We start from the raw sequence: 25,111 nt of genomic DNA on the forward strand, positions 1-25,111 counted from the left end.
TCGCGAGAAAGCAGGCGTGTTGTGCACCCCTTGCGTCCCGGACGGTCACCCCTGCAACGCGTACCCGCCGGCATTCCGGTGCGGGCGCCGTGGCATCCGGGACGATTTCTTTCGCGTAACTATCTCGAGCCGCTCGGGCTGTCGCAGAGCGAAGCCGCGCGTGCGCTCGGCATGTCGCGCCGCCGCCTGCACGAGATCGTGCACGGCCAGCGCGCCTTCACGCCCGACACCGCCATCCGCTGCGCCCTGCTGTTCGGCACCGACGCCGCCTTCTGGCTCGCCCTGCAGTCCGCCTGGGACAGCTTCCACGCCTGGAAGTCGCTGCGCGCCACGCCCCACGCCACGCTTCCGCGCGGCGCTCACTGATTCTTTCCGAAGGGATTTTGACCGTGACCCCGAATCCGTCCGCAAGCAGCTGTCACCCACCCCGTGACAGCATCGTCGTGCTCGGCATCGGCAACGTGCTGTGGGCCGACGAAGGCTTCGGCGTGCGCTGCGTCGAAGCGCTGCAGCATCGCTTCGAATTCGATTTCGCACCGCAAGGGAGCCCCGACGTTCAGCTGATCGACGGCGGCACGCAAGGCCTGTACCTCGTGCAGCACGTGCAGGCAGCCGACTGCCTGCTCATCTTCGACGCCATCGACTACGGCCTCGAACCGGGTACGCTCAAGTGCATCGCCAACGACGACGTGCCGCGCTTCATGGGCGCCAAGAAGATGAGCCTGCACCAGACCGGCTTCCAGGAGGTGCTGATGCTGGCGCAGCTGACCGGGCGGTACCCGCGCGAAGTGCTGCTGATCGGCTGTCAGCCGGAAGAGCTGGAGGACTACGGCGGCAGCCTGCGACCGACGGTGCGCCGCGCGATGGACGACGCGCTGGCGCTGGGCCTGGAGGCGCTGCGCCGCTGGGGCGCCCGACCGGTGCCGCGCACCACGCCGCTGACCGTGCGCGAGTGCATCACCTTCGCCGAGCTCGAACTGGCGCGCTACGAGGATGAGCGTCCGCCGGAAGCGCTCGCCTGCCGCAGCGGCGACGCCCGCTTCTTTCCTGCCGCAGGTGCGGAGGACTCGACTGCGGGCACAGCCTGATCATGTGTCTGGGCATACCGATGCAGGTGATCGCCGTGGAGCCGGGTCACGCGCGCTGCGCGGGCCGGCTGGGCGAACGCCGCGTGCGCAGCGCGCTGGTCGGCGAAGTGGCCGTCGGCGACTGGCTGCTGGTGTTCCTCGACAGCGCGCAGGAACGCATCACGGTCGAGCGCGCACGCGAAGTCGACGCCACGCTGGACCTGATCGAAGCCGTCATGCAGGGCGAAGCCGGTGACGGCGATGCCGCCTTCGCGCTGCCGTCGGCAATGAGCAGTGAACAACTGCGGGCGCTGTCCGGCGCCCGCGCGCAAGTGCAGGACACCGCACCGGATAACTCGCAGCACACCACGCAGGGAGAAAGCGCATGAACATCGAAACCGCATCATCCGAAACGGTCGTCACGCTGCCGGTCGCCGCGCCGGCTCTCGTGTCGCCGCTGATCGAGCGGCTGGTCAGCACGCACGGCGCGACCTGGCTCACCGCCGACAACGTCGCCGACTGGGCCGGCGGCGGCGGCGACCACGTCATCCTGCTGGCCGGCGACCCGGTGCGCTTCCCCGAGGCGCTCGACCTCGCCGTCGTGCTGCCCGAACTGCGCCAGCACTTCGCGCAGCGCTTCGCCATCGGCGTCGCCACGCGCGAACACGAGGACGCGATCGCCAAGCGCTACGGCTCGATTCGCTGGCCGGCGCTGGTGTTCGTGCGCGACGGCCAGTACGTCACCGTGCTGTCCGGCATGCTCGACTGGCAGGTCTATGTCGAGCGCGTCGGCGAAGCGCTGGCGATGCCCGCGTCGCGCGCACCCACCATCGGCATTCCGGTGCGCAATGGCAGCGCATCCGATTCGTCCTGTCACTGAACGGAGTACGACACGTGAAAGAATTTCCCGCTTTCCCGATTCCGGTCGCCGTCATCGGCCCCGGCACCCAGGTCGAAGACGAAGCGCTGCACTACCTCAACATGCCGCAGGGCATGGAAACCTTCCGTCCGCCCATCCTGCCCGAGCCGGAAGAGCTGGTCGGCCACGAACAGGCGCATCTGGCGCTGCGCGACGTGTTGGCCTGCCTGGGCGAGACGCGCACCGACGGCCGCAACCGCAGCATCGACCTGACCCGCCTGCCGCCCGAGGACCTGAAGCTGATCAATCAGGTCATGGGCGAGGGCGAGGTCAGCGCGCAGGTACGCACCGACGGCGATGCCGGCCACCACGTGGCGGTGCAGGAATCGGTGTTCGCCGGCGTCTGGCGCGTCATTGTCAGCGACGGTGGCCGTGTCGTGTCCGACACGATGGAGGTGGGCGCCATTCCGCAGGTGCTGCGTACTTCGGCCACCGAAGACCTGTGGATCACCGCGCCGCGCTGGCAGGGCGCGCTGCCGCCCAATGTGCAGAACGCACCGGCGCTGCTGGCCGAGATCGGCGACCAGTGGCGCGCCTGGCAGCCCGGCAAGCCGGCGCACGTGGTGAACCTGACGCTGCTGCCGATGTCGGTCGAAGACATCGGCTTCATGGACCACCACCTCGGCACCGGCCGTGTGCTCATCCTGTCGCGCGGTTACGGCAACTGCCGCATCACCAATACACGCGTGCCCAACACCTGGCGCGTCGTGTATTACAACTCGCAGGACGTGGTCATCCTGAACACGGTCGAGGTGTCCGCGCTGCCGGAAGTCGCGCTGGCGGCGAAGGAAGATCTGGAGGACTCGTTCGAGCGCCTGACCGAAGTGCTGGCCTGGGTGGAAGGCGAATGATCATGTCGGCCAATGTGCGCTTCGAAGGCAGCTATCTCGGCGACGCCGGCAAGTTGCCGGACAATGCGAAGCTCGAATGCAAGATCTGCTGGTGGGTGTATGACCCGCAGCAGGGCGACCCGGTGTGGCAGATCGCGCCGGGCACCGCCTTCACCGACCTGCCGCCGCACTGGCGCTGCCCGCAGTGCGACGGCGACGCCGACCAGTTCATGGTGATCGACTGAGGTTGATCGCCTCACCTCACCGCACCTGCGCGACCGACATGATCACCGACCCGATGCTCGCCTACCGTATGAGCGCCCTCGAAGCGCTGTTCCGCCAGATCGCCGACACCCGCATGGCCGGGCTGCCGATCGTGAACGGGGCGCTGCGCATCGAGGCGGTGGGTTTCGAGCCGTGTGCGTCGGAGCCGGACCTGCCGGCGGCCGCGAGCGGCGTGCTGGTGACGCCGTGGTTCATGAATCTGGTGCGCCTGCCGCTGGCGCGCGAGGACGAGCTCGGGCGCGTCGGCGTCACGCGCCGGCTGGCAGTCGGGCGCGAGCGCTTCGATTTCATCGGCGCGCACGAAGCCGCCGTCGGCACCTTCGACGCCTGTTCGCTGTTTTCGCCGATGTTCGATTTCGCGTCGCAGGACACCGCCGTCGCCACCGCGCAGGCGGTGCTGGCGCGACTGCGCGAACCGCTGCCCGAGGCAGCGAAGGATGCGGCAAAGGACGCGGCGGAACAGCCGGAACGCCCGGCCCGCCGCGGCTTCCTGTTCGGACGGAGCCGCACGCCATGATGTCGCTCGACGCACTGGCCGGCGTGCTGCGCGTGCAGCCGGGTGCTCCACGCCCGGCCGCGCTGAGCGGTCAGCGTCCGGACTGGGCGGCGCGCCTCGCCGTCGGTCGCCCGGCGCAGTCGCTGCCCGATCTGCTCGGTGCCGTGTTCAGCCTGTGCAGCCACGCGCACCGGCTGTGCGCGGGCGCCGCGGTCGACGCAGCGCTGGGCGTCGATGCGCCGCGGCCGGACACCCTGCGCGGCGAAACACAGCGCGAACACCTGCGCCGCATCCTGCTCGACTGGCCGGCGCTGCTGATGGCCGGGCCATCGGCCGACGCACAGCGCGCGCTTGCCACCTGTCCGGTGCTGCGCGCCGGCGGGCGCGACGACGACCGTGCCGACAACATGCCGGACTGGATCGAGCGCCACCTGCTCGGCGTCGCGCCGACGCAGTGGCTGGCCGCCTTCGAGCGCGCACCGCAGCAGGCCTTCACCGTCTGGCGCGATGCAGCGCCGTCCTGGCTGGCTCGCCTGCTGCGCGACAACGCCGCGCTGGCCGATGCACCGGTCGCCGCGGCGCCTGCGCTGCACGTGCATGCCAGTGAAGCGGCGTTGCGCGCACTGGCCGCCGAGATGACGCAGGACCCGGCCTTCACGCGTCGCCCGCGCATGAACGGTGCCTGTGCCGAAACCGGCTGCTGGACGCGGCTGGCCGATTCCATGCTGCCCCGCTCGGCGTCCGACCGCTTCGCCGCGCGGCTGGCTGAACTGGTGCGTCTCGCGCTGCCCGGCGGCGAAGGCCGCCTGCTCAGCGGCCGTCTGTCGCTGGCGCCGGGCGAGGGGCTGGCTTGGGCGGAAATGGCGCGCGGCCTGCTCGTGCATCACGTGCGGCTGGATGGCCAGGGTGATCAGGCGCGCATTGCCGCCTGCCATGTGCTGGCACCGACCGAATGGAATTTCGATGCCGACGGCGCGGTGGCTGCCGCACTCGAAAAGCTCGACCCGGCAGCGCCCGATTGCGCGCGCCGTGTCGCGCTGCTGATGGCGGCATACGACCCCTGCGTGCGCTACGAGGTGGCCGGCGCCGCGGAGCTGGCCCATGCATGAAGCCAGCCTGGCCGGCGGCATCCTGCAGCTGGTCGAACGGACCGCCGCGCGCGAGCGCTTTGCACGGGTCACTCACCTGCGGCTGGAGGCGGGCCAGCTGGCCGGCGTCGAGTCGCGCGCACTGCGCTTCGCACTCGAAGCCATCGCGCCCGGCACCTTGCTCGACGGCGCACGGATCGACATCGACGAACCGCCGGGTCAGGCGTGGTGCATGGACTGCAGCCTCACTGTTGAGATCGCGCAGCGCGGCGACGCCTGCACCCACTGCGGCGGCTACCGGCTGCAGCCGACCGGCGGCACCGAACTGAAGGTGATCGACATGCAGGTCGAGGATTGAGAAGCGGTTTTTTTTGGGAGCGAGCGTGCTCGCGATCGGGCGGTTGCGCAGCGCTGCAGGATTTTTCGCGCCGTCGCGGGCACGCTCGCTAACACTGAAGTCGGGGCCCGGACCGGGCAAGGACCAAGGAGATCGATATGTGCGTTGTATGCGGATGTGCCGGAGACGGCAGCCAGGTGACGATGGAAGGGCACGGCCACGCCCATCCGCCCAGCCCCTATTCGCCAGCGGCGCGCCGGGTGAAGGCCGGTGCGCTGGCGATCCGTCTGGCGGAACCGACGCCGGCCGATGCGTCGCACATCGCGGTCGACCCATCCAGCGGCGACCTGCATTTCGGCGCCGGTGCGGCGAAGGTGTCGGTGCCCGGCATGAGCCAGGCGCGCGCGATCCGGCTCGAAACCGACATCCTCGGCGAGAACGACCGCGTGGCCGCGCAGAACCGCGCACTGTTCGCGGCCTACGGCGTGACCGCGCTGAACTTCGTGTCCAGCCCCGGCTCCGGCAAGACGACATTGCTGTGCGCCACCATCGAGGCGTTGAAGGCGCGTGCGCCGGGCCTGCCGGTGGCGGTGATCGAGGGCGATCAGCAGACTTCCTTCGACGCCGACCGCATCCGCGCCACCGGCGCGCCGGCGCTGCAGATCAACACCGGCAAGGGCTGCCACCTCGACGCGCCCATGGTGGCCGAGGCCTTCGCCCGCCTGCAGCGCGACGACCGTGGGCACGGTGACGGCCGCAGCCTGCTGTTCATCGAGAACGTCGGCAACCTCGTCTGCCCGGCGATGTGGGACCTCGGCGAGGCGGCCAAGGTGGCCATCCTGTCGGTCACCGAAGGCGAGGACAAGCCGCTGAAATACCCGGACATGTTCGCCGCCAGTGCGCTGATGCTGGTGAACAAGATCGACCTGCTGCCGTATCTGAATTTCGACATCGAGCGCTGCATCGCCTTCGCGCGCCGCGTCAATCCGGCCATCGAAGTCATCCGCGTGTCGGCCACGACGGGCGAGGGCATGGGCGACTGGCTGGCGTGGATGGAGGCGCGGCTGACCAGCGACGCGGTGGCCGGGCTGCAGGCCGGTCTCGACGACATCGTGCGGAGCGTCGCCTCATGAGCCCGACAACGCCCACCGTGCTGGCAGTCGGCGCCTGGTTGAAGAACGCCGCCTGCCTGTTCGAGGACGGTCGCGCCGTGTGGTCGCCAATGCACGGCGACCTCGGCGACCCGCAGGCCTGTGTGGCGCTCGACCGTTCGCTGGACACCCTGCTCGCGCAGGCGACCTCGCCGGTCGCAGCGATCGCACATGATCTGCATCCGGATTTCTACAGCACGCAGCGGGCCGTTGCGCTGGCCGACCGGCTCGGCGTGCCGGCCATCGGCGTGCAGCACCACCACGCGCACATCGCCGCGGTGATGGCCGAACACGGCCTGACCGAGCCGGTGGTCGGGCTGGCGCTGGATGGCGTCGGCCTGGGCACCGACGGCGTGGCCTGGGGCGGCGAACTGCTGTGGGTCGCCCCCGGAGAATGGCGCCGGCTCGGCCATCTTTGGCCGCTGCGACTGGCCGGGGGCGACGTGGCCGCGCGCGAGCCCTGGCGCATGGCGGCCGCCGCGATGCAGACGCTGGGTCGCGGCGCCGACATCGAGGCGCGCTACACCGCTGCGGTCGGCGCGCAGGCCGCGCGCACTGTTGCCCGCATGCTCGATACCGGCCTGAACAGCGCGCCCACCACCAGCACTGGCCGCTGGTTCGACGCCGCCGCCGGCGCCCTTGGCGTCAGCGTGCGCCAGTCGCACGAGGCCGAAGCCGCCATCGCGCTCGAATCGGCCGCCAAGCGCTGGTTTGCCGCGCACGGCGAGCCGACGCTGGACAGCGTCGTCGAGGTCGCGGGCGACAGCATGCTGGACCTGCGTCCGCTGCTCGCCCGCCTGCTTGACTGGCCGGACGGCGAAAATCGATGCGACGAAGCCGCGGCCTGGTTCCACGTGGCGCTGGCCGACGGTCTTGCGCAGTGGGCGATCGCCGCCGCGCAGGCCACCCAGGTCGACACCGTCTGCCTCGGCGGCGGCTGTTTCATGAATGCGCTGCTGACGCGCCGCGTCACGCTGCGGCTGCAGAGCCGCGGCCTGCGCGTGCTGCGGCCGCAAGCCACCTCCTGTGGCGACGCCGGTCTGGCGCTGGGCCAGGCCTGGGCCGTCGCGCAGCAGATCCATCTCGCACCCGGCGTGCTTACGGAGTCCCTGTCATGTGTCTAGCCATCCCCGCCAGACTGGTCGAACTGCGCGCCGACGAACGCGCAGTGGTGAACCTCGGCGGCATCCGCAAGGACGTGTCGATCGAACTGGTGCCCGAGGCGCAGGTCGGCGACTACGTCATCATCCATGTCGGCCACGCCATCGGCATGATCGACCCGGAAGAGGCCGAGCGCACGCTGGCGCTGTTCGGCGAGATGGCCGAAGCGGCCGCCGCAGACGGAGCGTCCGCATGAAATACATCGACGAATTCCGCGACGGCGACGTCGCCCGCAAGATCGGCGAGCGCCTGCGCGCCGAAGCCGATCCGGCCCGCCAGTACAGCTTCATGGAGTTCTGCGGCGGCCATACGCACGCCATTTCGCGCTACGGCGTGCGCGAACTGCTGCCGCCGAACGTGCGCATGATCCACGGCCCGGGCTGCCCGGTCTGCGTGCTGCCGATCGGCCGCGTCGACATGGCGATCGGCCTGGCGCTCGAGCGCGACGCCATCGTGTGCACCTACGGCGACACCATGCGCGTGCCGGCCTCCGACAACCTGTCGTTGACCAAGGCGAAGGCGCGCGGCGGCGACATCCGCATGGTGTATTCGGCCACCGACGCGCTCACCATTGCGCGCGACAACCCGGGGCGCGAAGTGGTGTTCTTCGCCATCGGCTTCGAAACGACGACGCCGCCGACCGCGCTGGCCATCCTGCGCGCGCAGCGCGAGGGCCTGGCGAATTTCAGCGTGCTGTGCTGCCACGTGCTGACGCCGTCGGCCATCACGCACATCCTCGAATCGCCGGAGGTGCGCCAGTACGGCACAGTGCCGATCGACGGCTTCGTCGGCCCGGCGCACGTGAGCATCGTCATCGGCTCGGGTCCGTACGAGCACTTCGCCGAGGAATACCGCAAGCCGGTGGTGATCGCCGGCTTCGAACCGCTGGACGTGATGCAGGCCATCCTGATGCTGGTGCGTCAGGTGAACGAAGGCCGGGCGCACGTCGAGAACGAATTCACCCGCGCGGTCGACCGCGACGGCAACCTGGGCGCGCAGCAGAAGGTGTCCGAGGTATTCGAGCTGCGGCCGACCTTCGAATGGCGCGGCCTGGGCGAGGTGCCGTACAGCGCGCTGAAGATCCGCCCGGCGTTCGCGCAGTTCGACGCCGAGCGCCGCTTCGGCCTCGGCTACACGCCGGTCGCCGACAACAAGGCCTGCGAGTGCGGCGCCATCCTGCGCGGCGTCAAGCAGCCGACCGACTGCAAGATCTTCGGCACCGTGTGCACGCCGGAAAACCCGGTGGGCTCGTGCATGGTGTCGAGCGAGGGGGCCTGTGCCGCGCATTACGCCTACGGGCGGTTCAAGGACATTCCGGTGGTGACAGCATGAACGCGAGAGACGACAGCAAGGGCGGCACGGTGCGCGCCGGTTACGTCCGGCCGCTGGACATCCGGCACGGTCGCATCGACATGGGCCACGGCGCCGGTGGCCGCGCCGCCGCGCAACTGATCGACGAAATCTTTCTCGCCGCCTTCGACAACCCCTGGCTGCGCCAGGGCAACGACGGCGCCGCGTTCGCCATCCCGGCCGGCCAGCGCATGGTGATGGCGACCGACGGCCATGTGATTTCGCCGTTGTTCTTCCCCGGCGGCGACATCGGCGCGCTCAGCGTGCACGGCACGGTGAACGACGTGGCGATGATGGGCGCCACACCGCTCTACCTGGCGGCCAGCTTCATCCTCGAAGAGGGCTTTCCGCTGGCCGATCTGAAGCGCATCGTGCAGTCGATGGCGGCGGCGGCGCGCGAGGCCGGCGTGCCGGTCATCACCGGCGACACCAAGGTGGTCGAACAGGGCAAGGGCGACGGCGTGTTCATCAGCACCACCGGTGTCGGCGTGGTGCCGCACGGCATCGACGTGTCGGGCGCGAACGCGCGCGCCGGCGACGTCATCCTGCTGTCCGGCACCATCGGCGACCACGGTGTGGCCGTGCTGTCGCAGCGCGAGTCGCTCGAATTCGAAACGACCATCGTATCGGACACCGCGGCACTGCATACATTGGTCGCCGCAATGCTGGCCGCGTCGCCGGCCATCCGCGTGCTGCGCGACCCGACGCGTGGCGGCCTGGCCACCACGCTGAACGAAATCGCCGGCCAGTCGGGCGTCGGCATGCTGCTCGACGAGGCGGCCATACCGGTCAAGCCCGAAGTCGACGCCGCCTGCGAACTGCTCGGGCTCGATCCGCTGTACGTCGCCAACGAAGGCAAGCTGGTCGCCATCGTGCCGGCGGAACAGGCCGACGCCGTACTAGCGGCGATGCGCGCGCATCCGCGCGGCACGGACGCCGCGCGCATCGGCGTCGTGCAGGCTGACGCGCACCACTTCGTGCAGATGAACACCCGCTTCGGTGGCCGGCGCGTGGTCGACTGGCTGAGCGGAGAGCAGTTGCCGCGCATCTGCTGAACCGCGATGAGCGCCGATCGCGTCTACGCCAAGACCGACAAGGGCCGCGCCGAACTGCAGTCGCGCACCGGCACGCTGCGCGGCCGCCTGCGTGCGGCGCTCATCGTCGTCAACGGCCAGGCACCGCTGTCCGCGCTGCAGGCTGTGATCGGCGACGGCGCAGCCAGCCTGCTCGACGAGCTGCGCAGCCTGGGCCACGTCGAGGCGGTCGATCCCGCTGCGCAGCCGGTCTCCGGCGCAGGTGAAAGGCCAGTCGACGCGCTGCTCGAAATGCGGCGCGCCGACGCAATGCACCGGCTGGCACCTCACTTCGGGCCCGATGTGGCACTGATCGCCCGCCCGCTGCTGGCCGCCGAAGGCGCTGCCGCCTTCAACCACGCACTCGACGCGATCGAACGCAAGCTCGCGCTCTACATGGGTCGTCGCGACGCCGCACGCACGCTGGCCGGACTGAAGCTGCCGACATGACACCGCCGCTGCGCGTCCTGCTGCTGTGCCACAGCTTCAACAGCCTGAGCCAGCGCCTGTACGCCGAGCTGACGGCGCTCGGTCACATGCTGTCGGTGGAGCTGGACATCGCGGACGCCGTGACCGACGAGGCGGTCGCGCTGTTCCAGCCGGACCTCGTGCTGGCCCCTTTCCTGAAGCGGCGCATCCCGGAGCCGGTGTGGCGCGCCCTGCCCTGTTTCATCGTGCATCCGGGTCCGCCCGGCGACCGCGGTCCGGCAGCGCTCGACTGGGCCATCGTCGAGGGGCAGCGCGAGTGGGGCGTCACCGTGCTGCAGGCGGATGGCGATTTCGACGCCGGTCCGGTCTGGGGGGCCGCGACCTTCCCGCTGCGTGCGGCGTCCAAGGGCACGCTCTACCGGCGCGAGGTGACCGAGGCGGCGGTCGCGGCGACCTTGCAGGCGCTCGCCCGCTTCACTGCCGGCGATGCGCCGCAGAAAAGCGTGCCCGCCGCCGACGGCTGGCGCGGCGTGCTGCCGCAGGCGCGCCGCGCGATCGACTGGTCGCGCGACGACAGCGCAACGGTGCTGGCGAAGATACGTGCCTCCGACGGTCAACCGGGCGTGGTCGATGCGCTGTTCGGTACGCCCTGCCGGCTGTTCGACGCGCACCCCGCGACGCCGGAGGTGCTGGCCGGCCTTGGCGGTGGGCCGGGCGACGTGCTGGCGCAGCGTGACGGCGCGCTGCTGCGCCGGACCGTCGATGGCGGCGTCTGGATTGGACGCGTGTCGGTCGCCCTCGGCGACGCAGCGTCGCCGATCAAGCTGCCGGCGACGCAGGCCTTTGCGTCGGAGGCCGCGACGCTGCCCGAACGCGCAGTGCCGCTCACGCGGGTGGCCGATGAGTGGGGCGAGCTGCGCTACACCGAGCATGGCGAGTGCGGAGCCCGCGTCGGCGTGCTGAGTTTTGACTTCTGCAATGGCGCGATGTCCACCGCGCAATGCCAGCGCCTGCGCGACGCGCTGGTCGAGGTGAAGCAGCGCGACACGCAGCTGCTGCTGATCGCCGGCGGCGACGGCTTCTTCAGCAATGGCATCGATCTCAACTGCATCGAGGCGGCGGCGCACCGCGACGGCGACAGTGCGGCCGACGAATCGTGGCGCAACATCAATGCGATGAACGACGTCGCGCTGGAAATCATCACCACCACCGACCGCCTCACGGTGTCGCTGCTGCGCGGCAACGCCGGTGCCGGCGGCGCCTTCCTCGCGCTGGCGGCGGATGAGGTGTGGGCGCAGCGCGGCGTCATGCTGAACCCGCACTACAAGAACATGGGCAATCTGTACGGCTCGGAGTACTGGACCTATCTGGCGCCGCGCCGGCTCGGCGCCGACGGCGCGCGTGCGCTGATGCAGCGCCGGCTGCCGCTGTCGGTGCCCGAGGCGCTGCGCATCGGCTTCGTCGACCGTTGCCTCGATGGCGCGGCCGGCGACGCGCTCGATGCGGCGGTGCGGGAAGCCCGCCTGCTGGCTGCGTCGTACAATCTGCGCGATCGCGTCATGCGCAAACAGACCGAGCGTGCGGCCCACGAAGCCGACCGTCCACTTGCCGATTACCGCCAGGAAGAACTGTCCCGCATGCACCGCAACTTCTACGGCTTCGACCCCAGCTTCCACATCGCACGCCATCACTTCGTGCACAAGCTGCCGCACGCGTGGACGCCGCGCCATCTGGCCGTCCACCGCGAGGTCGGCGCACGATGAACGCCACGCTGCGCCTGCCCACCGTGCTGGTGGTCGACGACGAAGTGCGCTCGCAGGACGCGATGCGTCGCACGCTGGAGGAGGACTTCTCCGTGCTCACCGCCAGCGGTGCCGACGACGCGCGCCAGCAGCTTGAGCGGCACGAGGTGAACGTCATCCTGTGCGACCAGCGCATGCCCGGCCTGACCGGCGTGCTGTTCCTGAAAGAGGTGCGCGAGCGCTGGCCCGACGTCGTGCGCATCGTCATTTCCGGCTACACCGATTCGGAAGACATCATCGCCGGCATCAACGACGCCGGCATCTATCAGTACATCCTGAAACCGTGGGTGCCCGACCACCTGCTGGCCACCGTGCGCAATGCCGCCGAAGCGCAGACGCTGCAGCAGGAAACCGCCCGCCTCGACCTCGAACTGCGCACCGCCACACCGGTGCTGCGCCAGCGCGCGGCGCACAAGCTGGAGCGCGCGCGCAAGACCTTCGGTTTCGACCGCATCGAGCGCGCGCCCGGCAGCCCACTCGATTCAGTGTGCGAAATGGCGGCCCGCGTCGCGCGCTACGACCTGTCGGTGCTGGTGCTCGGCGAATCCGGCACCGGCAAGGAACTGCTGGCGCGCGCCATCCACTACGCCAGCCCGCGCGCGAATGGCGCCTTCGTCGTCGAGAACTGCGCGGCGATACCGGAAACGCTGCTCGAATCCGAACTGTTCGGCCACAAGCGCGGTGCCTTCACCGGCGCCTACGAAGACCATATCGGCCTCTTTCAGCGCGCCGACGGCGGCACCGTGTTCCTCGACGAAATCGGCGAAACATCGCCCGCCTTCCAGGTGCGCCTGCTGCGCGTGCTGCAGGAAGGCGAGGTGCGCCCGGTCGGCGGTACGCGCGCCCTGCCGGTGGACGTACGTGTCATCGCCGCCACCCACCGCGAGCTCGAACAGCGGGTGCGCGACGGGCTGTTCCGCGAAGATCTGTATTACCGCATCGCCGGCGCCACCTTCACCGTACCCCCGTTGCGCGAGCGGGTGGGTGACATCGAGCCGATCGCCCGCCGTGTCGTCGACGAAGTAGGCATCGAACTGGGCCGCCCCGGCGCCGTGTTGACCGATGAGGCGATGGCCTGTCTGATGGCCTATCCCTGGCCAGGAAATATCCGCGAGTTGCGCAACGAACTGGCGCGCGCGCTCGCGCTGAGCGACAGCGAACGCATCGAGGCGCTGTCGCTGTCGCTGCGTGTGCTGCACGGTCAGACCGGCCTCACGGCCACCGCCAGCGCTACGCCGCTGCCGGCCAGCGGTACGCTGGCCGAGCGGCTGGACGCGATCGAAGCCATGCTGTTGCGTGAAACATTGCTGCGCCATCGTTGGAACAAGACGCGCGCTGCCAGGGAGCTGGGGCTTTCGCGCGTCGGTCTTCGAGGAAAGATGGTGCGTTTCGGTCTGGAGGGCTGATGTTCGTTGATGCGGCAGCAGTGCGTGACGATGGGCTGGAGAGCGCAGATGCGGTGCTCGACCGCTGGCAGCGCGATCCGCACGCGCTGGTGCAGGTGCTGCGCGAAACGCAGGCGATCACGCACTGGCTGCCGCGCCCGCTGCTCGCCCGCATCGCCGCCGCGCTCGGTCTGACGCTTGCGCACGTCGAAGGTGTGGCCGGTTTCTACCGCTTCTTCCACACCCGCCCGGTGGGCCGCACGCGGCTGCTGTTCTCCGACAACATCACCGACCGCATGCTGGGCAGCGAAGCACTGCTGGCGCAGCTGTGCGCACGCCTCGGCGTGGCGCCGGGCGAGGTCGATGCGCAGGGCCGATTCAGCGTAGACCGCTGTTCCTGTACCGGACTGTGCGACCAGGGTCCGGCACTGCTGGTGAATCATCATCAGGCCGTCACGCGACTGGACGCGGCGCGCGTCGACGCGCTCGCCGATCTGCTGCTGGCCGGCACGCCGGTCGAACAGTGGCCGGCCGAGTGGTTCGAGGTGATCGACGGCGTGCAGCGGGCCGATGTGCTGCTGGGCGGTCTGGCCGCCGACACACCGACGCTGCCGGCGGTGCTCGCGCAGTCGCCGCAGGCCCTGCTCGACGCAGTGGCGCAGTCCGGCCTGCGCGGCCGCGGCGGCGCGGGCTTTCCGACCGCGCGCAAATGGCAGGCCTGCCGCGACGCAGCCGGCCCCTTGCGCTGTGTCGTCTGCAACGCCGACGAGGGCGAGCCCGGCACCTTCAAGGACCGCGTGCTGCTGGCGAGCCACGCCGACGCCGTGTTCGACGGCATGACGGTGGCGGCGCGCGCGGTCGGCGCGCAGCAGGGCTTTCTGTACCTGCGCGGCGAGTACCGCTTCCTGCTGCCGCAGCTCGAACAGGGGCTCGCGCGCCGCCGTGCACAGGGCCTGCTCGGCCGTGACGCAGGGGGCGTCGCCGGCTTCGTTTTCGATATCGCCATCCATCTGGGCGCCGGTGCCTATGTCTGCGGCGAGGAATCGGCGCTGATCGAATCGCTGGAAGGCAAGCGCGGCACGCCGCGCATCCGCCCGCCCTTCCCGGTACAGGCCGGCTACCTCGGCCGGCCTACCGTGGTGAACAACGTCGAAACCTTCTGCGCGGTCGCCCATATCGCGCGCCGCGGCGGCACCTGGTGGGCCGGCATCGGCACGGCGCAATCGACCGGCACGAAGATCCATTCGGTGTCCGGCGATTGTGCGCGACCCGGCCTGTACGAATACCCGCTGGGCACGCCCATCGCGCAGATCCTCGCGGACTGCGGCGCCCGCGACGTGCAGGCGGTGCAGGTCGGCGGTCCGTCCGGCGCCTGCGTGCCGGCGTCCGAATGCAACCGCGCCATCGCCTTCGAGGACGTGCCGAGTGCCGGCGCCTTCATGGTGTTCGACCGCACGCGCGACCTGTTCGAGGTGGCGCGCCACTTCGCCCGCTTCTTCGCGCATGAAAGCTGCGGCCTGTGCACGCCTTGCCGCGTCGGCACCGAACTGGTGGTGCGGCGGCTGGACAAGCTGGCGCACGCGCGCGGCGCTGGCAGCGCGTCCGCTTTCGATATCGAACGCCTGCACGATCTCGACACCGTGCTGCACAGCGGCACCCACTGCGGCCTCGGCGCCTCGGCCTGCAATCCGCTTCGCGACACGATGCGTCATTTCGGCGCGGCCTACGCGCAGCGCGCGACTGCGCCGCAGTTCCAGCCGGACGTCGACCTCGACGCCGCACTGTCGTCGGCGCGCCGCGCCACTGGCCGCGGCGACGCCGGCGCCCATCTGCACACGGACACGCCGGCATGAGCGCCACAGGCCCGACCTTCGACCTCGATGGCCAGCCGGTCGCGCTGCAGCCGGGCGACACGATACTGACCGCCGCGGCGCGCGCCGGGCTGGACATTCCTCACCTGTGCTGGAGCGCCGAGGTATCGGCCAGCGCATCGTGCCGGCTGTGCACCGTGCTGGCCGACGGCCGGCCGGTGGCTGCCTGCGTGACGCCGGCGGTGGCCGGCCAGAAGGTCGAATGCCGCACCGCGTCGCTGGCCACGCAGCGCCTGCGCCTGCTGCAGATGCTGTTCGTCGAGGGCAATCACTTCTGCCCCGGCTGCGAAAAGAGCGGCAACTGCCTGCTGCAGGTACAGGCCGAGCGCGCCGGCATGACCGACCTGAATTTCGAGGTGCTGAAGCCGGAGCGGCCGGTCGATGCCAGTCACCCGGACGTGCTGTTCGAACCGAACCGCTGCATCCTGTGCCAGCTGTGCGTGCGCGCCAGCGACGAGATCGACGGCAAGCGCGTTTTCGCCATCGGCGGCCACGGCATCGCCACCCGGCTGCTGATCGACAGCGCCAGCGGCCGGCTCGGCGACAGCGCGCTGTCGGTCGACGACCGTGCTGCCCATATCTGCCCGGTCGGCGCGCTGCTGCCCAAGCGGGTCGGCTTCGCGCTGCCGATCGGCCGGCGCCGCTTCGATACCGGGGACACGCGCGGATGAATGCATCGGCCCCATCCCCATCGCCGCGCAAGCTGCGCGTGGCCACCGTGTCGCTGGCCGGTTGTTTCGGCTGCCACATGTCGCTGCTCGATATCGACGAGCGGCTGTTCGAACTGATCGAGCGGGTCGAATTCGACCGCTCGCCGCTGACCGACATCAAGACCGTGGGTGAGCGTGGCCAATGCGACATCGGCCTGGTTGAGGGCGGGCTGTGCAATGCCGAGAACGTCGAAGTGCTGCGCGCCTTTCGCGCGCACTGCAAGGTACTGGTGGCGGTCGGCGCCTGCGCCATCACCGGCGGCCTGCCGGCGCTGCGCAACCACCTCGACGTCGGAGACATCCTGCAGTCGGTGTATGGTCAGGTACCGGACGACCCGGAACTGCCGCTGCCGCTGAACCGCGTGCTGCCGATACACGAAGTGGTGCACATCGACCACGCGCTGCCCGGCTGCCCGCCGCCGGCCGACGCCTTCTGGCAACTGCTGCAGGACCTGATCGCCGGCCGCACGCCGGTGCCGGCGCCCGGCCTCATCCGCTACGACTGAAGCCATGGATACCCGCCCGCTCGAAACCGCCGACAACCCTGCAGGCCTGCGCCGCATCGCGATTGATCCGCTGTCGCGCGTCGAAGGCCACGGCAAGGTGACGTTGCTGCTCGACGACGACAACCGCGTGCGCCAGGCGCGGCTGCACATCGTCGAATTCCGCGGCTTCGAAAAATTCATCGAGGGCCGGCCGTACTGGGAAGTGCCGGTCATGGTGCAGCGGCTGTGCGGCATCTGCCCGGTGTCGCACCATCTGGCCGCATCGAAGGCGTTCGATCGCGTGGTCGGCGGCTGGCCGGTGCCGCCGGCGGCCGACCGCATCCGCCGGCTCATGCACTATGGCCAGATCGTGCAGAGCCACGCGCTGCACTTCTTCCACCTCGCCTCGCCCGATCTGCTGTTCGGCTTCGACGCGGGCGTCGACCAGCGCAACATCGTCGGCGTGGCCGCCGCCTTTCCGGACGCCGCGCGTCAGGGCGTCATGCTGCGCAAGTTCGGCCAGGAGGTGATCCGCATCACCTCGGGCAAGCGCATTCATGGCACCGGTTCGATACCCGGCGGCATGAACCGCGCGGTCGACCCGGCCGAACGCGACGCGCTGCGCGCCGAATTGCCGCAGGTGCTGGCCTGGGCGCAGGACGCGGTGTCGCTCGCGCGCCGCCTGCACGAAAGCCTGCCGACCCGCTACGCCGACTTCGCCGACACCCCGGCCGCCATGATGTCGCTGGTCGGCCGCGACGGTGCGATGGAGCTGTACGACGGCGTGCTGCGGCTGCGCGAGTCCGACAGGCGCATCGCGGTCGACGGCTTCGACGACCAGCGCTACCGCGAGCTGATAGACGAAGCGGTGCGGCCGTGGACCTACATGAAATTCCCCTACCGCCGCAGCCTCGGCGTCGACGACGGCTGGTACCGCGTCGGCCCGCTGGCGCGCGTGCAGAACTGCGACTTCATCCCGACGCCGCGCGCCGAAGAAGCGCGCCAGGCCTTCGTCGCCGCGCACGGCGGGCGGCCGGTGCACGCCGTGCTGGCCACCCACTGGGCGCGCATGATCGAACTGCTGCACGGTGTCGAAACCGTGGCGGCGCTGCTCGACGATGCGCTGATCACCGGCGGTCCGCTGCAGGCGGAGGGGCCGCGCCGGCCTTCGGGCATCGGCATCATCGAAGCACCGCGCGGCACGCTCATCCACGAGTACGAAGTCGGCGACGACGACCTGGTCACCCGCTGCAACCTGATCGTATCGACCACGCACAACAACCAGGCCATGAACGAGGCGGTGCGCGCGGTGGCGCTGCGCTATCTCGATGGCGAAACGATCACCGAAGGCCTGCTCAACCACATCGAGGTGGCCATCCGCGCCTATGACCCCTGCCTGTCCTGCGCCACGCACGCGCTCGGCCAGATGCCGCTGGCGGTGAGCCTGCGCGCAGCCGACGGCCGCGTGCTCGACCACGTGCTGCGCAGTTCGACCGGCGAACTGCTGCGCGAGCTGTCTGCGCACGACGCCGAGGCGGCGCAATGACGGCGCCGCTGCTGGTGCTGGGCTGGGGCAACCCGAGCCGCGGCGACGACGCGCTCGGCCCGATGCTGGTCGATGCGCTGGCGGCGTATGCCGGACGCGCGTTGCCCGCGGGCAGCGTGGACTGCCTCAGCGACTACCAGTTGCAGATCGAACACGCGCTCGACCTGGTCGGCCGCGAACGCGTGCTCTTCGTCGATGCCGCGCGCGGGCTGGATGCCGCCTGTCAGATGCGCAGGGTCGAGCCGCAGCGCGAGCGCCAGATCACCAGCCATGCGCTGTCGCCGGAAGCGCTGCTGCAGGTATTCGTCGATCTGCAGCGCCGCCCACCGCCGGTGTGTGCTGTACTGGCCATCCGCGGCCGCCGCTGGGAACTGGGCGAGCAGCCGGATGCGCAGGCCGTGGCCGATCTCGAACAGGCGCTCGCCCGGGCGCGCGGCTGGCTGCACGATGCCGTCGCCTGCGGCGCGTACACAGAAGGAGTGAATGCATGAACGTGCTCTGGTTGCAGTCCGGCGGCTGTGGCGGCTGCAGCATGTCGCTGCTGTGCGCCGACACCGACGATTTCCACGGCCAGCTGCGCGACGCCGGCATCGATCTGCTGTGGCATCCGTCGCTGTCGCTGGACAGCGGTTCTGAGGTGACCGCGCTGCTCGGCCGCATCCTCGACGGTGATCTGCCGCTGGACGCGCTGTGCATCGAAGGGTCGCTGCTGCGCGGGCCGAACGGCACCGGCCGCTTCCATGTCATGGCCGGCACCGGTGTGCCGATGATCGAGTGGGTGAGGAAGCTTGCAACCAGAGCGCGCCACGTGATCGCCATCGGCAGCTGCGCCGCCTGGGGCGGCGTCACCGCCGGCGGCAACAACCCGACCGACGCCTGCGGCCTGCAGTACGAGGACGACGTGCGCGGCGGCCTGCTCGGCGCCGGTTTCCGCGCGCACGGCGGCCTGCCGGTGATCAATATCGCCGGCTGTCCGACCCATCCGAGCTGGGTGCTGGACACGCTGATGGCGCTGGCCGCCGACGGCTTCACCGAAACCGACCTCGACACACTTGGCCGGCCGCGCTTCTACGCCGACCAGCTGGTGCATCACGGCTGCACGCGCAACGAGTACTACGAATTCAAGGCCAGCGCCGAAAAGCCGTCCGACCTCGGCTGCATGATGGAAAACATGGGCTGCAAGGGCACGCAGGCGCACGCCGACTGCAACACCCGGCCGTGGAACGGCGAAGGCTCCTGCACCCGCGGCGGCTACGCCTGCATCAGCTGCACCGAACCCGGCTTCCAGGAACCGGGCCACCCCTTCCATGCCACGCCAAAGATCGCCGGCATCCCGATCGGCCTGCCGACCGACATGCCCAAGGCCTGGTTCGTCGCGCTGGCGTCACTGTCGAAGTCGGCGACGCCGAAGCGGGTCAAGGTGAACGCGGTGTCGGACCATGTCGTGGTGCCGCCGGTGGCGAGAAGGACGCGTCTTAAGTGACCCAACATGCTTTCAGCTAGAACTCTTGGATCTCTTGCTCAGCTCCTTGATCTTCTCGAATCGGAGCAGACCGACCTTTTGTTCAATAAACACGGGCTTCAGTTGATTGGTGATGCTGACTTGTCGAGCGTTTTTTCTGCGTTGAGGGATCAGGCGGACAGCGACCAGTGCTGGACTCTGCTTGAGGAGATCATTCGGACCCGTGGTTCTCTCTTACACAAGGTAAAGCCTCGCTATCTTGAGAGAGAGCGCTTCGAGGACCTTGAGCGCTGCTTGGCCTTGGAGGGCTGGCTTGTCGATGGCAAGGAGCTTCGAAGATTTGACCCGTCAGGCACCGATGCAGTCCTCATCGAGGACGAAATGACGCGTGAAATTCAAGGGTCGAGCCTGCATGAGAATGAGGAAATTGTTCGAAAGTTGAGTGACTCCGCTGAGGCCTTTTGTCGTCCGTTACCGGATTACAACGCATGCTTAACCAACGCGCGAATTGCACTTGAAACCCTTGCGCGTGGGATTGCTGGTGAGAAGTATCCGGAGGAGACGCAGGACTACGACGCGTCACGCTGGGGTCACGTTATTGGGCTCCTTCGAAGGAAGAACTTGTTTACTGCGGAAGAAGAGAAGGGCCTTGTTGGTGTGTATGGGTTTTTGAGCCTCGGCGCACACCGTCCGGTTGGTCTGAGTGACTTCGAAACTTGCCGGCTTGGCAGAAACTTGGCCTTGAGTATGTGTTGGTATCTGATTCGGCGTGTTAAGGCCGCTGACGAATGACCCGCCTTCTCGTCGGCCCCTTCAACCGCGTCGAAGGCGATCTCGAAGTGACGCTGGACGTCGCCGACGGGCGTGTCGCGTCGGCGCACGTCAATGCGCCGATGTACCGCGGCTTCGAGCAGATCCTGCGCGGGCGCGAGCCGCATGACGCGCTGGTGTATGTGCCGCGCATCTGCGGCATCTGTTCGGTGTCGCAGTCGGTGGCGGCCGCGCGTGCGCTGGCCGATCTCGGCGGCATCACGATGCCGGCCAACGGTCAGCACGTGACCAATGTGATCCTCGCCACCGAAAACCTGGCCGATCACCTGACCCACTTCTACCTGTTCTTCATGCCGGATTTCGTGCGGCCGGTGTATGCAAGCCGGCCCTGGCATGCCGAGGCGGTGCGTCGCTTCACGCCGCAGACCGGCGAACAGGTGCGCGCCGCGATCGCCGCGCGCCAGCGCTGGTTCACGCTGCTCGGCACATTGGCCGGCAAGTGGCCGCACACGCAGAGCATCGACCCCGGTGGTTCGACGCGCGCCATCGACGCCGCCGAACGGGTGCGCCTGCTGGCCCGCGTGCGCGAATTCCGACGCTTCCTCGAAACCCACACCTATGCGGCGCCGCTGGAACAGGTGGCCGCGCTCGATTCGGAAGCCGCGCTCGACGCCTGGCATCACTCGGCACCACTCGCCGACCCGCTGAACGGCGACCTGCGCTTCTTCCTGACCGTCGCGCGCGATGCGGCGCTGGCCACGCTTGGCGCCGGTCCCGGCCGCTTCCTCAGCTTCGGCGCCTACCCGCAGCCCGCGGGCGGCACGGCGCTGGGCGCAGGCGTCTGGCACGCCGGCGCGCTGTCACCGCTCGACCCGGCCGCCATCCGCGAAGACGCCACGCACGCCTGGCTGAGCGATGCCGGCGGCCCGCAGCATCCGCGCAGCGGCGTCACGCTGCCGGAACCGGACAAGCCCGGCGCCTACACCTGGAACAAGGCGCCGCGGCTGGCCGGCGCAGTGGTCGAAACCGGCGCCATCGCGCGCCAGCTGGCGAGCGGCCATCCGCTCATCGTCGATCTGGTTGGTCGTTACGGCGGCACGGTCTACACCCGCGTCGTCGCCCGCCTGCTCGAACTGGCGCGCGTGGTGATCATGATGGAAGACTGGCTGCGCGCCGTGCGGCCGGGCGAACCCTTCTGCACGCCCGGCCGGCTGCCGGACGAAGGCAGCGGCGCCGGCCTCGGCGAAGCGGCACGCGGCAGCCTGGGCCACTGGATTTCTGTACGCGACGGTCGCATCGCCAACTACCAGATCGTCGCGCCCACTACCTGGAACTTCTCGCCGCGCGACAAAGGCGGCCGGCCCGGTGCGCTGGAATCGGCGCTCGAAGGCGCGCCGGTGCGCGAGGGCGAAACCACGCCGGTGGCGGTGCAGCATATCGTGCGATCCTTCGATCCCTGCATGGTGTGTACCGTGCACTGACAACGGAGTCTGCATGCAGCGCTTCACCATATCCCTCGACGACCAGTTGGCCACCCAGTTCGACGACTGGATCGCGCAGCGGGGCTACGGCAACCGCTCCGAAGCGGTGCGCGACCTGTTCCGAGCCGAGCTTGACCGCACGGCCCAGCAGACGGGTAGCGCGACGCAGTGCGTGGCCTGTCTGTCCTACGTGTTCAATCACCACGAACGCGATCTGGCCGAGCGCATCATCAGCCTGCAGCACGCACACCACGACCTCACGGTGTCGTCGATGCACGCCCACCTCGACCACGACTACTGCCTCGAAACCGTCATCCTGAAGGGCGAGATCGCGGCGGTGCGGCAGTTCGCCGACGCGGTGTGCGCCGAGCGCGGCGTGCATCACGGCCAGATCAACCTGATCAGCGTCGAGCTCGATGCCGGCCACCACCACGCGGGGCCCGGCGGGCACAGCTATACGCGGCGGCACGCGCGCGGCGGACACGGCCACGTGCACATCAAGCCGACCACCTGACACGAGCGCTGCCTCCGGCGCACCGAAGCGAGCTGCCGAAGACCGATCACCGGACGGCGGTTGTCGCGCCGGAACATGGATTCGGCCGGCGTCCACCAACTGTAATCTTTCTCTTTTATGCTAAGTTTTTAGTTTCTTCATACAAAAACGTGAACAGGCATAGAGTTGTGTCGGCGAAAGACTTGCTCGCTGCAGTGAGCTTGAGAAGGGGGATGTTCGGGGCGCTTTGCGTGCCCGTCATCGGGGCGTGGGGCACCGCGCTGGCGCATGAGGCTACGCCATCCGCCCACAAGCTGGATACAGTGACGGTCGAGGGACATTACGACAATGCGGTCGGCAGCTCCGATGCAGCGAGTCAGGGCCGCGTCACGGCGCGTCTCATCGAGAACCGGCCGACGCTTCGCCCGGCCGAGGTGCTGGAGTTCGTGCCCGGCGTCATCGTCACGCAGCACAGTGGCGGCGGCAAGGCGAACCAGTACTTCCTGCGCGGCTTCAACCTCGACCACGGCACCGACTTCGCCACCTATATAGATGGCATGCCCGCCAACATGCCGACGCACGCGCACGGCCACGGCTACACCGACCTGAACTGGCTCATACCGGAGCTGATTGGGCGCATCGACTACCGCAAAGGTCCTTACTACGCCGAAGAGGGCGACTTCGCCTCGGCCGGCTCGGCTCGGCTTGGCCTGCGCGACCGGCTCGATCACGGCACGGCCGAAGTCAGCATCGGCCAGGACGGCTACCGGCGCGCGCTGCTGATGAATGCTCATGAAGCGGGCGCGGGCACCCTCCTCTATGCGCTCGAAACTTCGCGCAACGACGGCCCGTGGGAAAACCCGGAAGATTTCCGGCGCATCAACGGCGTATTGCGCTACACCCTGGGTGAAGGTGCGAACCGCACCTCGGTCACCGCGATGGCCTACACCTCACGCTGGGATTCGACGGACCAGATTCCGCTGCGCGCCGTGCAGTCCGGCCTGATCGGCCGCTACGGTACGGTGGATCCGACGGATGGCGGAAAGACGCAGCGCTACAGCCTGTCGGTGAACCACCAGCGCGCCTATGACGACGGCGCCTTCCGCTTCAACGTCTACGCCATCCAGTCCGAACTGGATCTATGGTCCAACTTCACCTATTTCCTCGACAACCCGGCCGACGGTGACCAGTTCCGTCAGTCCGAGCAGCGCAAGGTACTGGGCATGAGCGCCAGTCGCAGCTGGGACGGCCGGCTCGCCGGGCTCCCGATGACCAACACGCTGGGCGTGCAGGTGCGACACGACAGGCTGAGCCCGGTCGGGCTCTACACCACGGTCGCGCGCAGCACCACCGGCGTCACCCAGCAGAGCGACGTGCGCCAGACCAGCGTCGGCCTGTACGGCGAAAACAGTGTGCAATGGACGCCCTGGCTGCGCAGCCTGGCCGGCCTGCGCCTGGACCACTACGACTTCGACGTCAGCAGTTCGATCGCCGCCAACAGTGGCGACGCGAACGACCACATCGCGTCACCCAAGCTGTCGTTCATCTTCGGGCCCTGGGCGCGCACCGAGTACTTCGTGAACTTTGGCAACGGCTTCCATAGCAATGACGCCCGCGGCACCACGGCGCGCGTCACCGCGAAGGGCGGGCTGCCGGCCGATCCGGTCGATGCGCTGGTGCGCACCACGGGCAGCGAAGTCGGCGTACGCACGGAAATCATACCGGGTCTGCAAAGCTCCCTCGCCGTGTGGACGCTGAAGCTGGATTCGGAACTGCTGTTCGTCGGCGATGCCGGTGAAACCGAGCCCAACCGGGCCAGCCGGCGCAGCGGCATCGAGTGGAACAACCGCTGGACGATGCGTCCGTGGCTGCTGTTCGATCTGGACGTCGCCGCCTCGCGCGCCCGCTTCACCGAAAGCGATCCGGCCGGCAATCACGTGCCGGGCGCTGTCGACCGCGTCGTGGCTGCCGGCCTGAGCCTGACCGACGACAATCCGCTGGCGAACGGCTGGTTCGGTCACCTGCAGCTGCGCCACGTCGGCCCGCGTCCGCTGGTCGAGGACAACTCCGAACGTTCCGCTTCGACCACGCTGGCCTACCTGCGCGTCGGCCACCGGCTCAGCCGCGACCTGCGGCTGATGCTTGACGTGTTCAATCTGTTCGACAGCGGTGACAACGATATCGAGTACTTCTACACCTCTCGCCTGCGCGGCGAAGCGGCGGGCGGCATCGATGACCGCCATTTCCATCCGGTCGAACCACGCAGCATGCGCTTCACCCTGAGCGCACGCTTCTGACCACGGGCGGGCTCCGACCTGTTGGCGGGGCAGCCGCTGTCGGCGTTACCATGCACCGCTGACGCCGCCCCCGCCTGCCGCGATGACCGAACGCACGAAATCCGCCAACACCCAAGCCCTGCTCGCGCGCGCCCACATCGAAGGCGTGGACGAGGCGACCTGGCTGGACGTGATCCAGCGCATGGACGAGGTGTATTCGCAGCTGGTCAGCGACGAAATCGCGCTCGAGCAGAAGAACGTCGAACTGGAACAGTCGCAGCAGTTCATCTTCAGCGTCATGTCGGCGATGTCGGACGTGCTGCTGGTGTGCAACGAGCGCGGCGAGATCGAGGAAACCAACGCCGCGCTGTGCGAGCTGGTGGGCCGCAGCGACGACGCGTTGCGCGGTACGCCGGTGTTCGCGCTGCTGGCCGACGACGAAAGCCGCGTACGCATGCGTGGCGTGCTCGATGACGCCAATCCGTCGCGCCGGGGCGAGGCGGTCGAATTGAACCTGCGCGATGCCGCGGGCGCCGGTGTGCCGGTGGACACCAATCTGACGCCGCGCTTCACGCGCAACGGCCGGCGCGCCGGCACCGTGCTGGTCGGCCGGCCGACCGCCGAACTCAAGCGCGCCTACCAC

Annotated in this window: 28 protein-coding genes (1 of these 28 running past the window's edge); all 28 read left to right on the top strand. The window is 69.1% G+C overall.

The annotated features are described in order from the left end of the window. Positions 1–366, top strand: the 3' portion of a protein-coding gene (locus NMQ14_RS14255) for a HigA family addiction module antitoxin (protein WP_257097178.1). Its footprint begins 60 nt before the window's first position; only the last 366 of its 426 coding nucleotides appear in the window; its start codon lies off the left edge, out of view; it ends in the stop codon at positions 364–366. Between the two features lie 23 nt (positions 367–389). Continuing rightward, the gene (locus NMQ14_RS14260; protein ID WP_257097180.1) at positions 390–1,088 is read left to right on the top strand and encodes a HyaD/HybD family hydrogenase maturation endopeptidase; all 699 of its coding nucleotides are present in this window, start codon (positions 390–392) and stop codon (positions 1,086–1,088) included. Between the two features lie 2 nt (positions 1,089–1,090). After that, positions 1,091–1,456: a HypC/HybG/HupF family hydrogenase formation chaperone gene (locus NMQ14_RS14265; protein ID WP_257097182.1), complete on the top strand. Its 366-nt coding sequence runs from the start codon at positions 1,091–1,093 to the stop codon at positions 1,454–1,456. Next, complete coding sequence (locus NMQ14_RS14270; protein WP_257097184.1) at positions 1,453–1,947, top strand: hydrogenase; 495 nt, start codon at positions 1,453–1,455, stop codon at positions 1,945–1,947. Before NMQ14_RS14265 ends, NMQ14_RS14270 begins: the two co-directional genes overlap by 4 nt. 14 nt (positions 1,948–1,961) lie before the next feature. Then, positions 1,962–2,837, top strand: coding sequence for a hydrogenase expression/formation protein (locus tag NMQ14_RS14275; RefSeq protein WP_257097186.1), 876 nt, complete (start codon positions 1,962–1,964; stop codon positions 2,835–2,837). 2 nt (positions 2,838–2,839) lie between these two features. After that, a complete protein-coding gene (locus tag NMQ14_RS14280) occupies positions 2,840–3,061 on the top strand; it encodes a rubredoxin (RefSeq protein WP_020162830.1) in 222 nt (73 codons plus the stop codon). 38 nt (positions 3,062–3,099) lie between these two features. Beyond that, entirely contained in the window at positions 3,100–3,618 is a 519-nt protein-coding gene (gene hybE / locus NMQ14_RS14285; RefSeq protein ID WP_257097189.1) for a [NiFe]-hydrogenase assembly chaperone HybE, read from the top strand. Continuing rightward, complete coding sequence (locus NMQ14_RS14290) at positions 3,615–4,706, top strand: hydrogenase formation protein (protein ID WP_257097191.1); 1,092 nt, start codon at positions 3,615–3,617, stop codon at positions 4,704–4,706. The genes hybE and NMQ14_RS14290 overlap by 4 nt, the downstream gene beginning before the upstream one ends. Then, on the top strand, positions 4,699–5,043 hold the full coding sequence (locus NMQ14_RS14295; protein WP_257097193.1) for a hydrogenase maturation nickel metallochaperone HypA: 345 nt from the start codon (positions 4,699–4,701) through the stop codon (positions 5,041–5,043). The genes NMQ14_RS14290 and NMQ14_RS14295 overlap by 8 nt, the downstream gene beginning before the upstream one ends. 137 nt (positions 5,044–5,180) lie before the next feature. Further along, a complete protein-coding gene (hypB, locus tag NMQ14_RS14300; protein WP_257097195.1) occupies positions 5,181–6,155 on the top strand; it encodes a hydrogenase nickel incorporation protein HypB in 975 nt (324 codons plus the stop codon). Then, positions 6,152–7,297 (top strand): carbamoyltransferase HypF, encoded by a 1,146-nt coding sequence (locus NMQ14_RS14305; protein ID WP_257097197.1) that lies wholly within the window; start codon positions 6,152–6,154, stop codon positions 7,295–7,297. The genes hypB and NMQ14_RS14305 overlap by 4 nt, the downstream gene beginning before the upstream one ends. Continuing rightward, a complete protein-coding gene (locus tag NMQ14_RS14310) occupies positions 7,288–7,530 on the top strand; it encodes a HypC/HybG/HupF family hydrogenase formation chaperone (RefSeq protein ID WP_257097198.1) in 243 nt (80 codons plus the stop codon). The genes NMQ14_RS14305 and NMQ14_RS14310 overlap by 10 nt, the downstream gene beginning before the upstream one ends. Beyond that, complete coding sequence (gene hypD / locus NMQ14_RS14315) at positions 7,527–8,666, top strand: hydrogenase formation protein HypD (RefSeq protein ID WP_257097199.1); 1,140 nt, start codon at positions 7,527–7,529, stop codon at positions 8,664–8,666. Before NMQ14_RS14310 ends, hypD begins: the two co-directional genes overlap by 4 nt. Then, a complete protein-coding gene (gene hypE / locus NMQ14_RS14320) occupies positions 8,663–9,739 on the top strand; it encodes a hydrogenase expression/formation protein HypE (protein WP_257097200.1) in 1,077 nt (358 codons plus the stop codon). Before hypD ends, hypE begins: the two co-directional genes overlap by 4 nt. 6 nt (positions 9,740–9,745) lie before the next feature. Next, a complete protein-coding gene (locus NMQ14_RS14325; RefSeq protein ID WP_257097201.1) occupies positions 9,746–10,207 on the top strand; it encodes a hypothetical protein in 462 nt (153 codons plus the stop codon). After that, positions 10,204–11,949 carry an enoyl-CoA hydratase-related protein gene (locus NMQ14_RS14330; protein WP_257097202.1) on the top strand — a complete coding sequence of 582 codons (1,746 nt, stop codon included), beginning with the start codon at positions 10,204–10,206 and terminating at the stop codon, positions 11,947–11,949. Before NMQ14_RS14325 ends, NMQ14_RS14330 begins: the two co-directional genes overlap by 4 nt. Further along, positions 11,946–13,394, top strand: coding sequence for a sigma-54 dependent transcriptional regulator (locus NMQ14_RS14335; RefSeq protein ID WP_257097203.1), 1,449 nt, complete (start codon positions 11,946–11,948; stop codon positions 13,392–13,394). The genes NMQ14_RS14330 and NMQ14_RS14335 overlap by 4 nt, the downstream gene beginning before the upstream one ends. Continuing rightward, positions 13,394–15,226 carry an NAD(P)H-dependent oxidoreductase subunit E gene (locus tag NMQ14_RS14340; protein WP_257097204.1) on the top strand — a complete coding sequence of 611 codons (1,833 nt, stop codon included), beginning with the start codon at positions 13,394–13,396 and terminating at the stop codon, positions 15,224–15,226. Before NMQ14_RS14335 ends, NMQ14_RS14340 begins: the two co-directional genes overlap by 1 nt. Further along, on the top strand, positions 15,223–15,915 hold the full coding sequence (locus tag NMQ14_RS14345) for a 2Fe-2S iron-sulfur cluster-binding protein (protein WP_257097205.1): 693 nt from the start codon (positions 15,223–15,225) through the stop codon (positions 15,913–15,915). Before NMQ14_RS14340 ends, NMQ14_RS14345 begins: the two co-directional genes overlap by 4 nt. Further along, positions 15,912–16,460 (top strand): NADP oxidoreductase, encoded by a 549-nt coding sequence (locus NMQ14_RS14350; RefSeq protein WP_257097206.1) that lies wholly within the window; start codon positions 15,912–15,914, stop codon positions 16,458–16,460. Before NMQ14_RS14345 ends, NMQ14_RS14350 begins: the two co-directional genes overlap by 4 nt. A 4-nt stretch (positions 16,461–16,464) precedes the next feature. Continuing rightward, a complete protein-coding gene (locus tag NMQ14_RS14355; RefSeq protein ID WP_257097207.1) occupies positions 16,465–17,985 on the top strand; it encodes a Ni/Fe hydrogenase subunit alpha in 1,521 nt (506 codons plus the stop codon). Further along, positions 17,982–18,476: a hydrogenase maturation protease gene (locus NMQ14_RS14360; RefSeq protein WP_257097208.1), complete on the top strand. Its 495-nt coding sequence runs from the start codon at positions 17,982–17,984 to the stop codon at positions 18,474–18,476. The genes NMQ14_RS14355 and NMQ14_RS14360 overlap by 4 nt, the downstream gene beginning before the upstream one ends. Continuing rightward, positions 18,473–19,468: a HupU protein gene (locus tag NMQ14_RS14365; RefSeq protein ID WP_257097210.1), complete on the top strand. Its 996-nt coding sequence runs from the start codon at positions 18,473–18,475 to the stop codon at positions 19,466–19,468. Before NMQ14_RS14360 ends, NMQ14_RS14365 begins: the two co-directional genes overlap by 4 nt. 6 nt (positions 19,469–19,474) lie before the next feature. Then, positions 19,475–20,239 (top strand): hypothetical protein, encoded by a 765-nt coding sequence (locus tag NMQ14_RS14370; protein ID WP_257097212.1) that lies wholly within the window; start codon positions 19,475–19,477, stop codon positions 20,237–20,239. Next, a complete protein-coding gene (locus NMQ14_RS14375) occupies positions 20,236–21,699 on the top strand; it encodes a nickel-dependent hydrogenase large subunit (RefSeq protein ID WP_257097214.1) in 1,464 nt (487 codons plus the stop codon). The genes NMQ14_RS14370 and NMQ14_RS14375 overlap by 4 nt, the downstream gene beginning before the upstream one ends. Positions 21,700–21,712: 13 nt before the next feature. After that, on the top strand, positions 21,713–22,213 hold the full coding sequence (gene nikR, locus NMQ14_RS14380) for a nickel-responsive transcriptional regulator NikR (protein ID WP_257097216.1): 501 nt from the start codon (positions 21,713–21,715) through the stop codon (positions 22,211–22,213). 212 nt (positions 22,214–22,425) lie between these two features. Further along, the gene (locus NMQ14_RS14385; protein ID WP_257097218.1) at positions 22,426–24,489 is read left to right on the top strand and encodes a TonB-dependent receptor; all 2,064 of its coding nucleotides are present in this window, start codon (positions 22,426–22,428) and stop codon (positions 24,487–24,489) included. An 82-nt stretch (positions 24,490–24,571) separates the two neighbouring features. Beyond that, a partial coding sequence (locus tag NMQ14_RS14390; RefSeq protein WP_257097220.1) for a PAS domain-containing protein occupies positions 24,572–25,111 on the top strand: 540 nt, incomplete at its 3' end.

Origin of the sequence: Methyloversatilis sp. XJ19-13 (assembly GCF_024580155.1) — a bacterium.
GTDB lineage: Bacteria > Pseudomonadota > Gammaproteobacteria > Burkholderiales > Rhodocyclaceae > Methyloversatilis.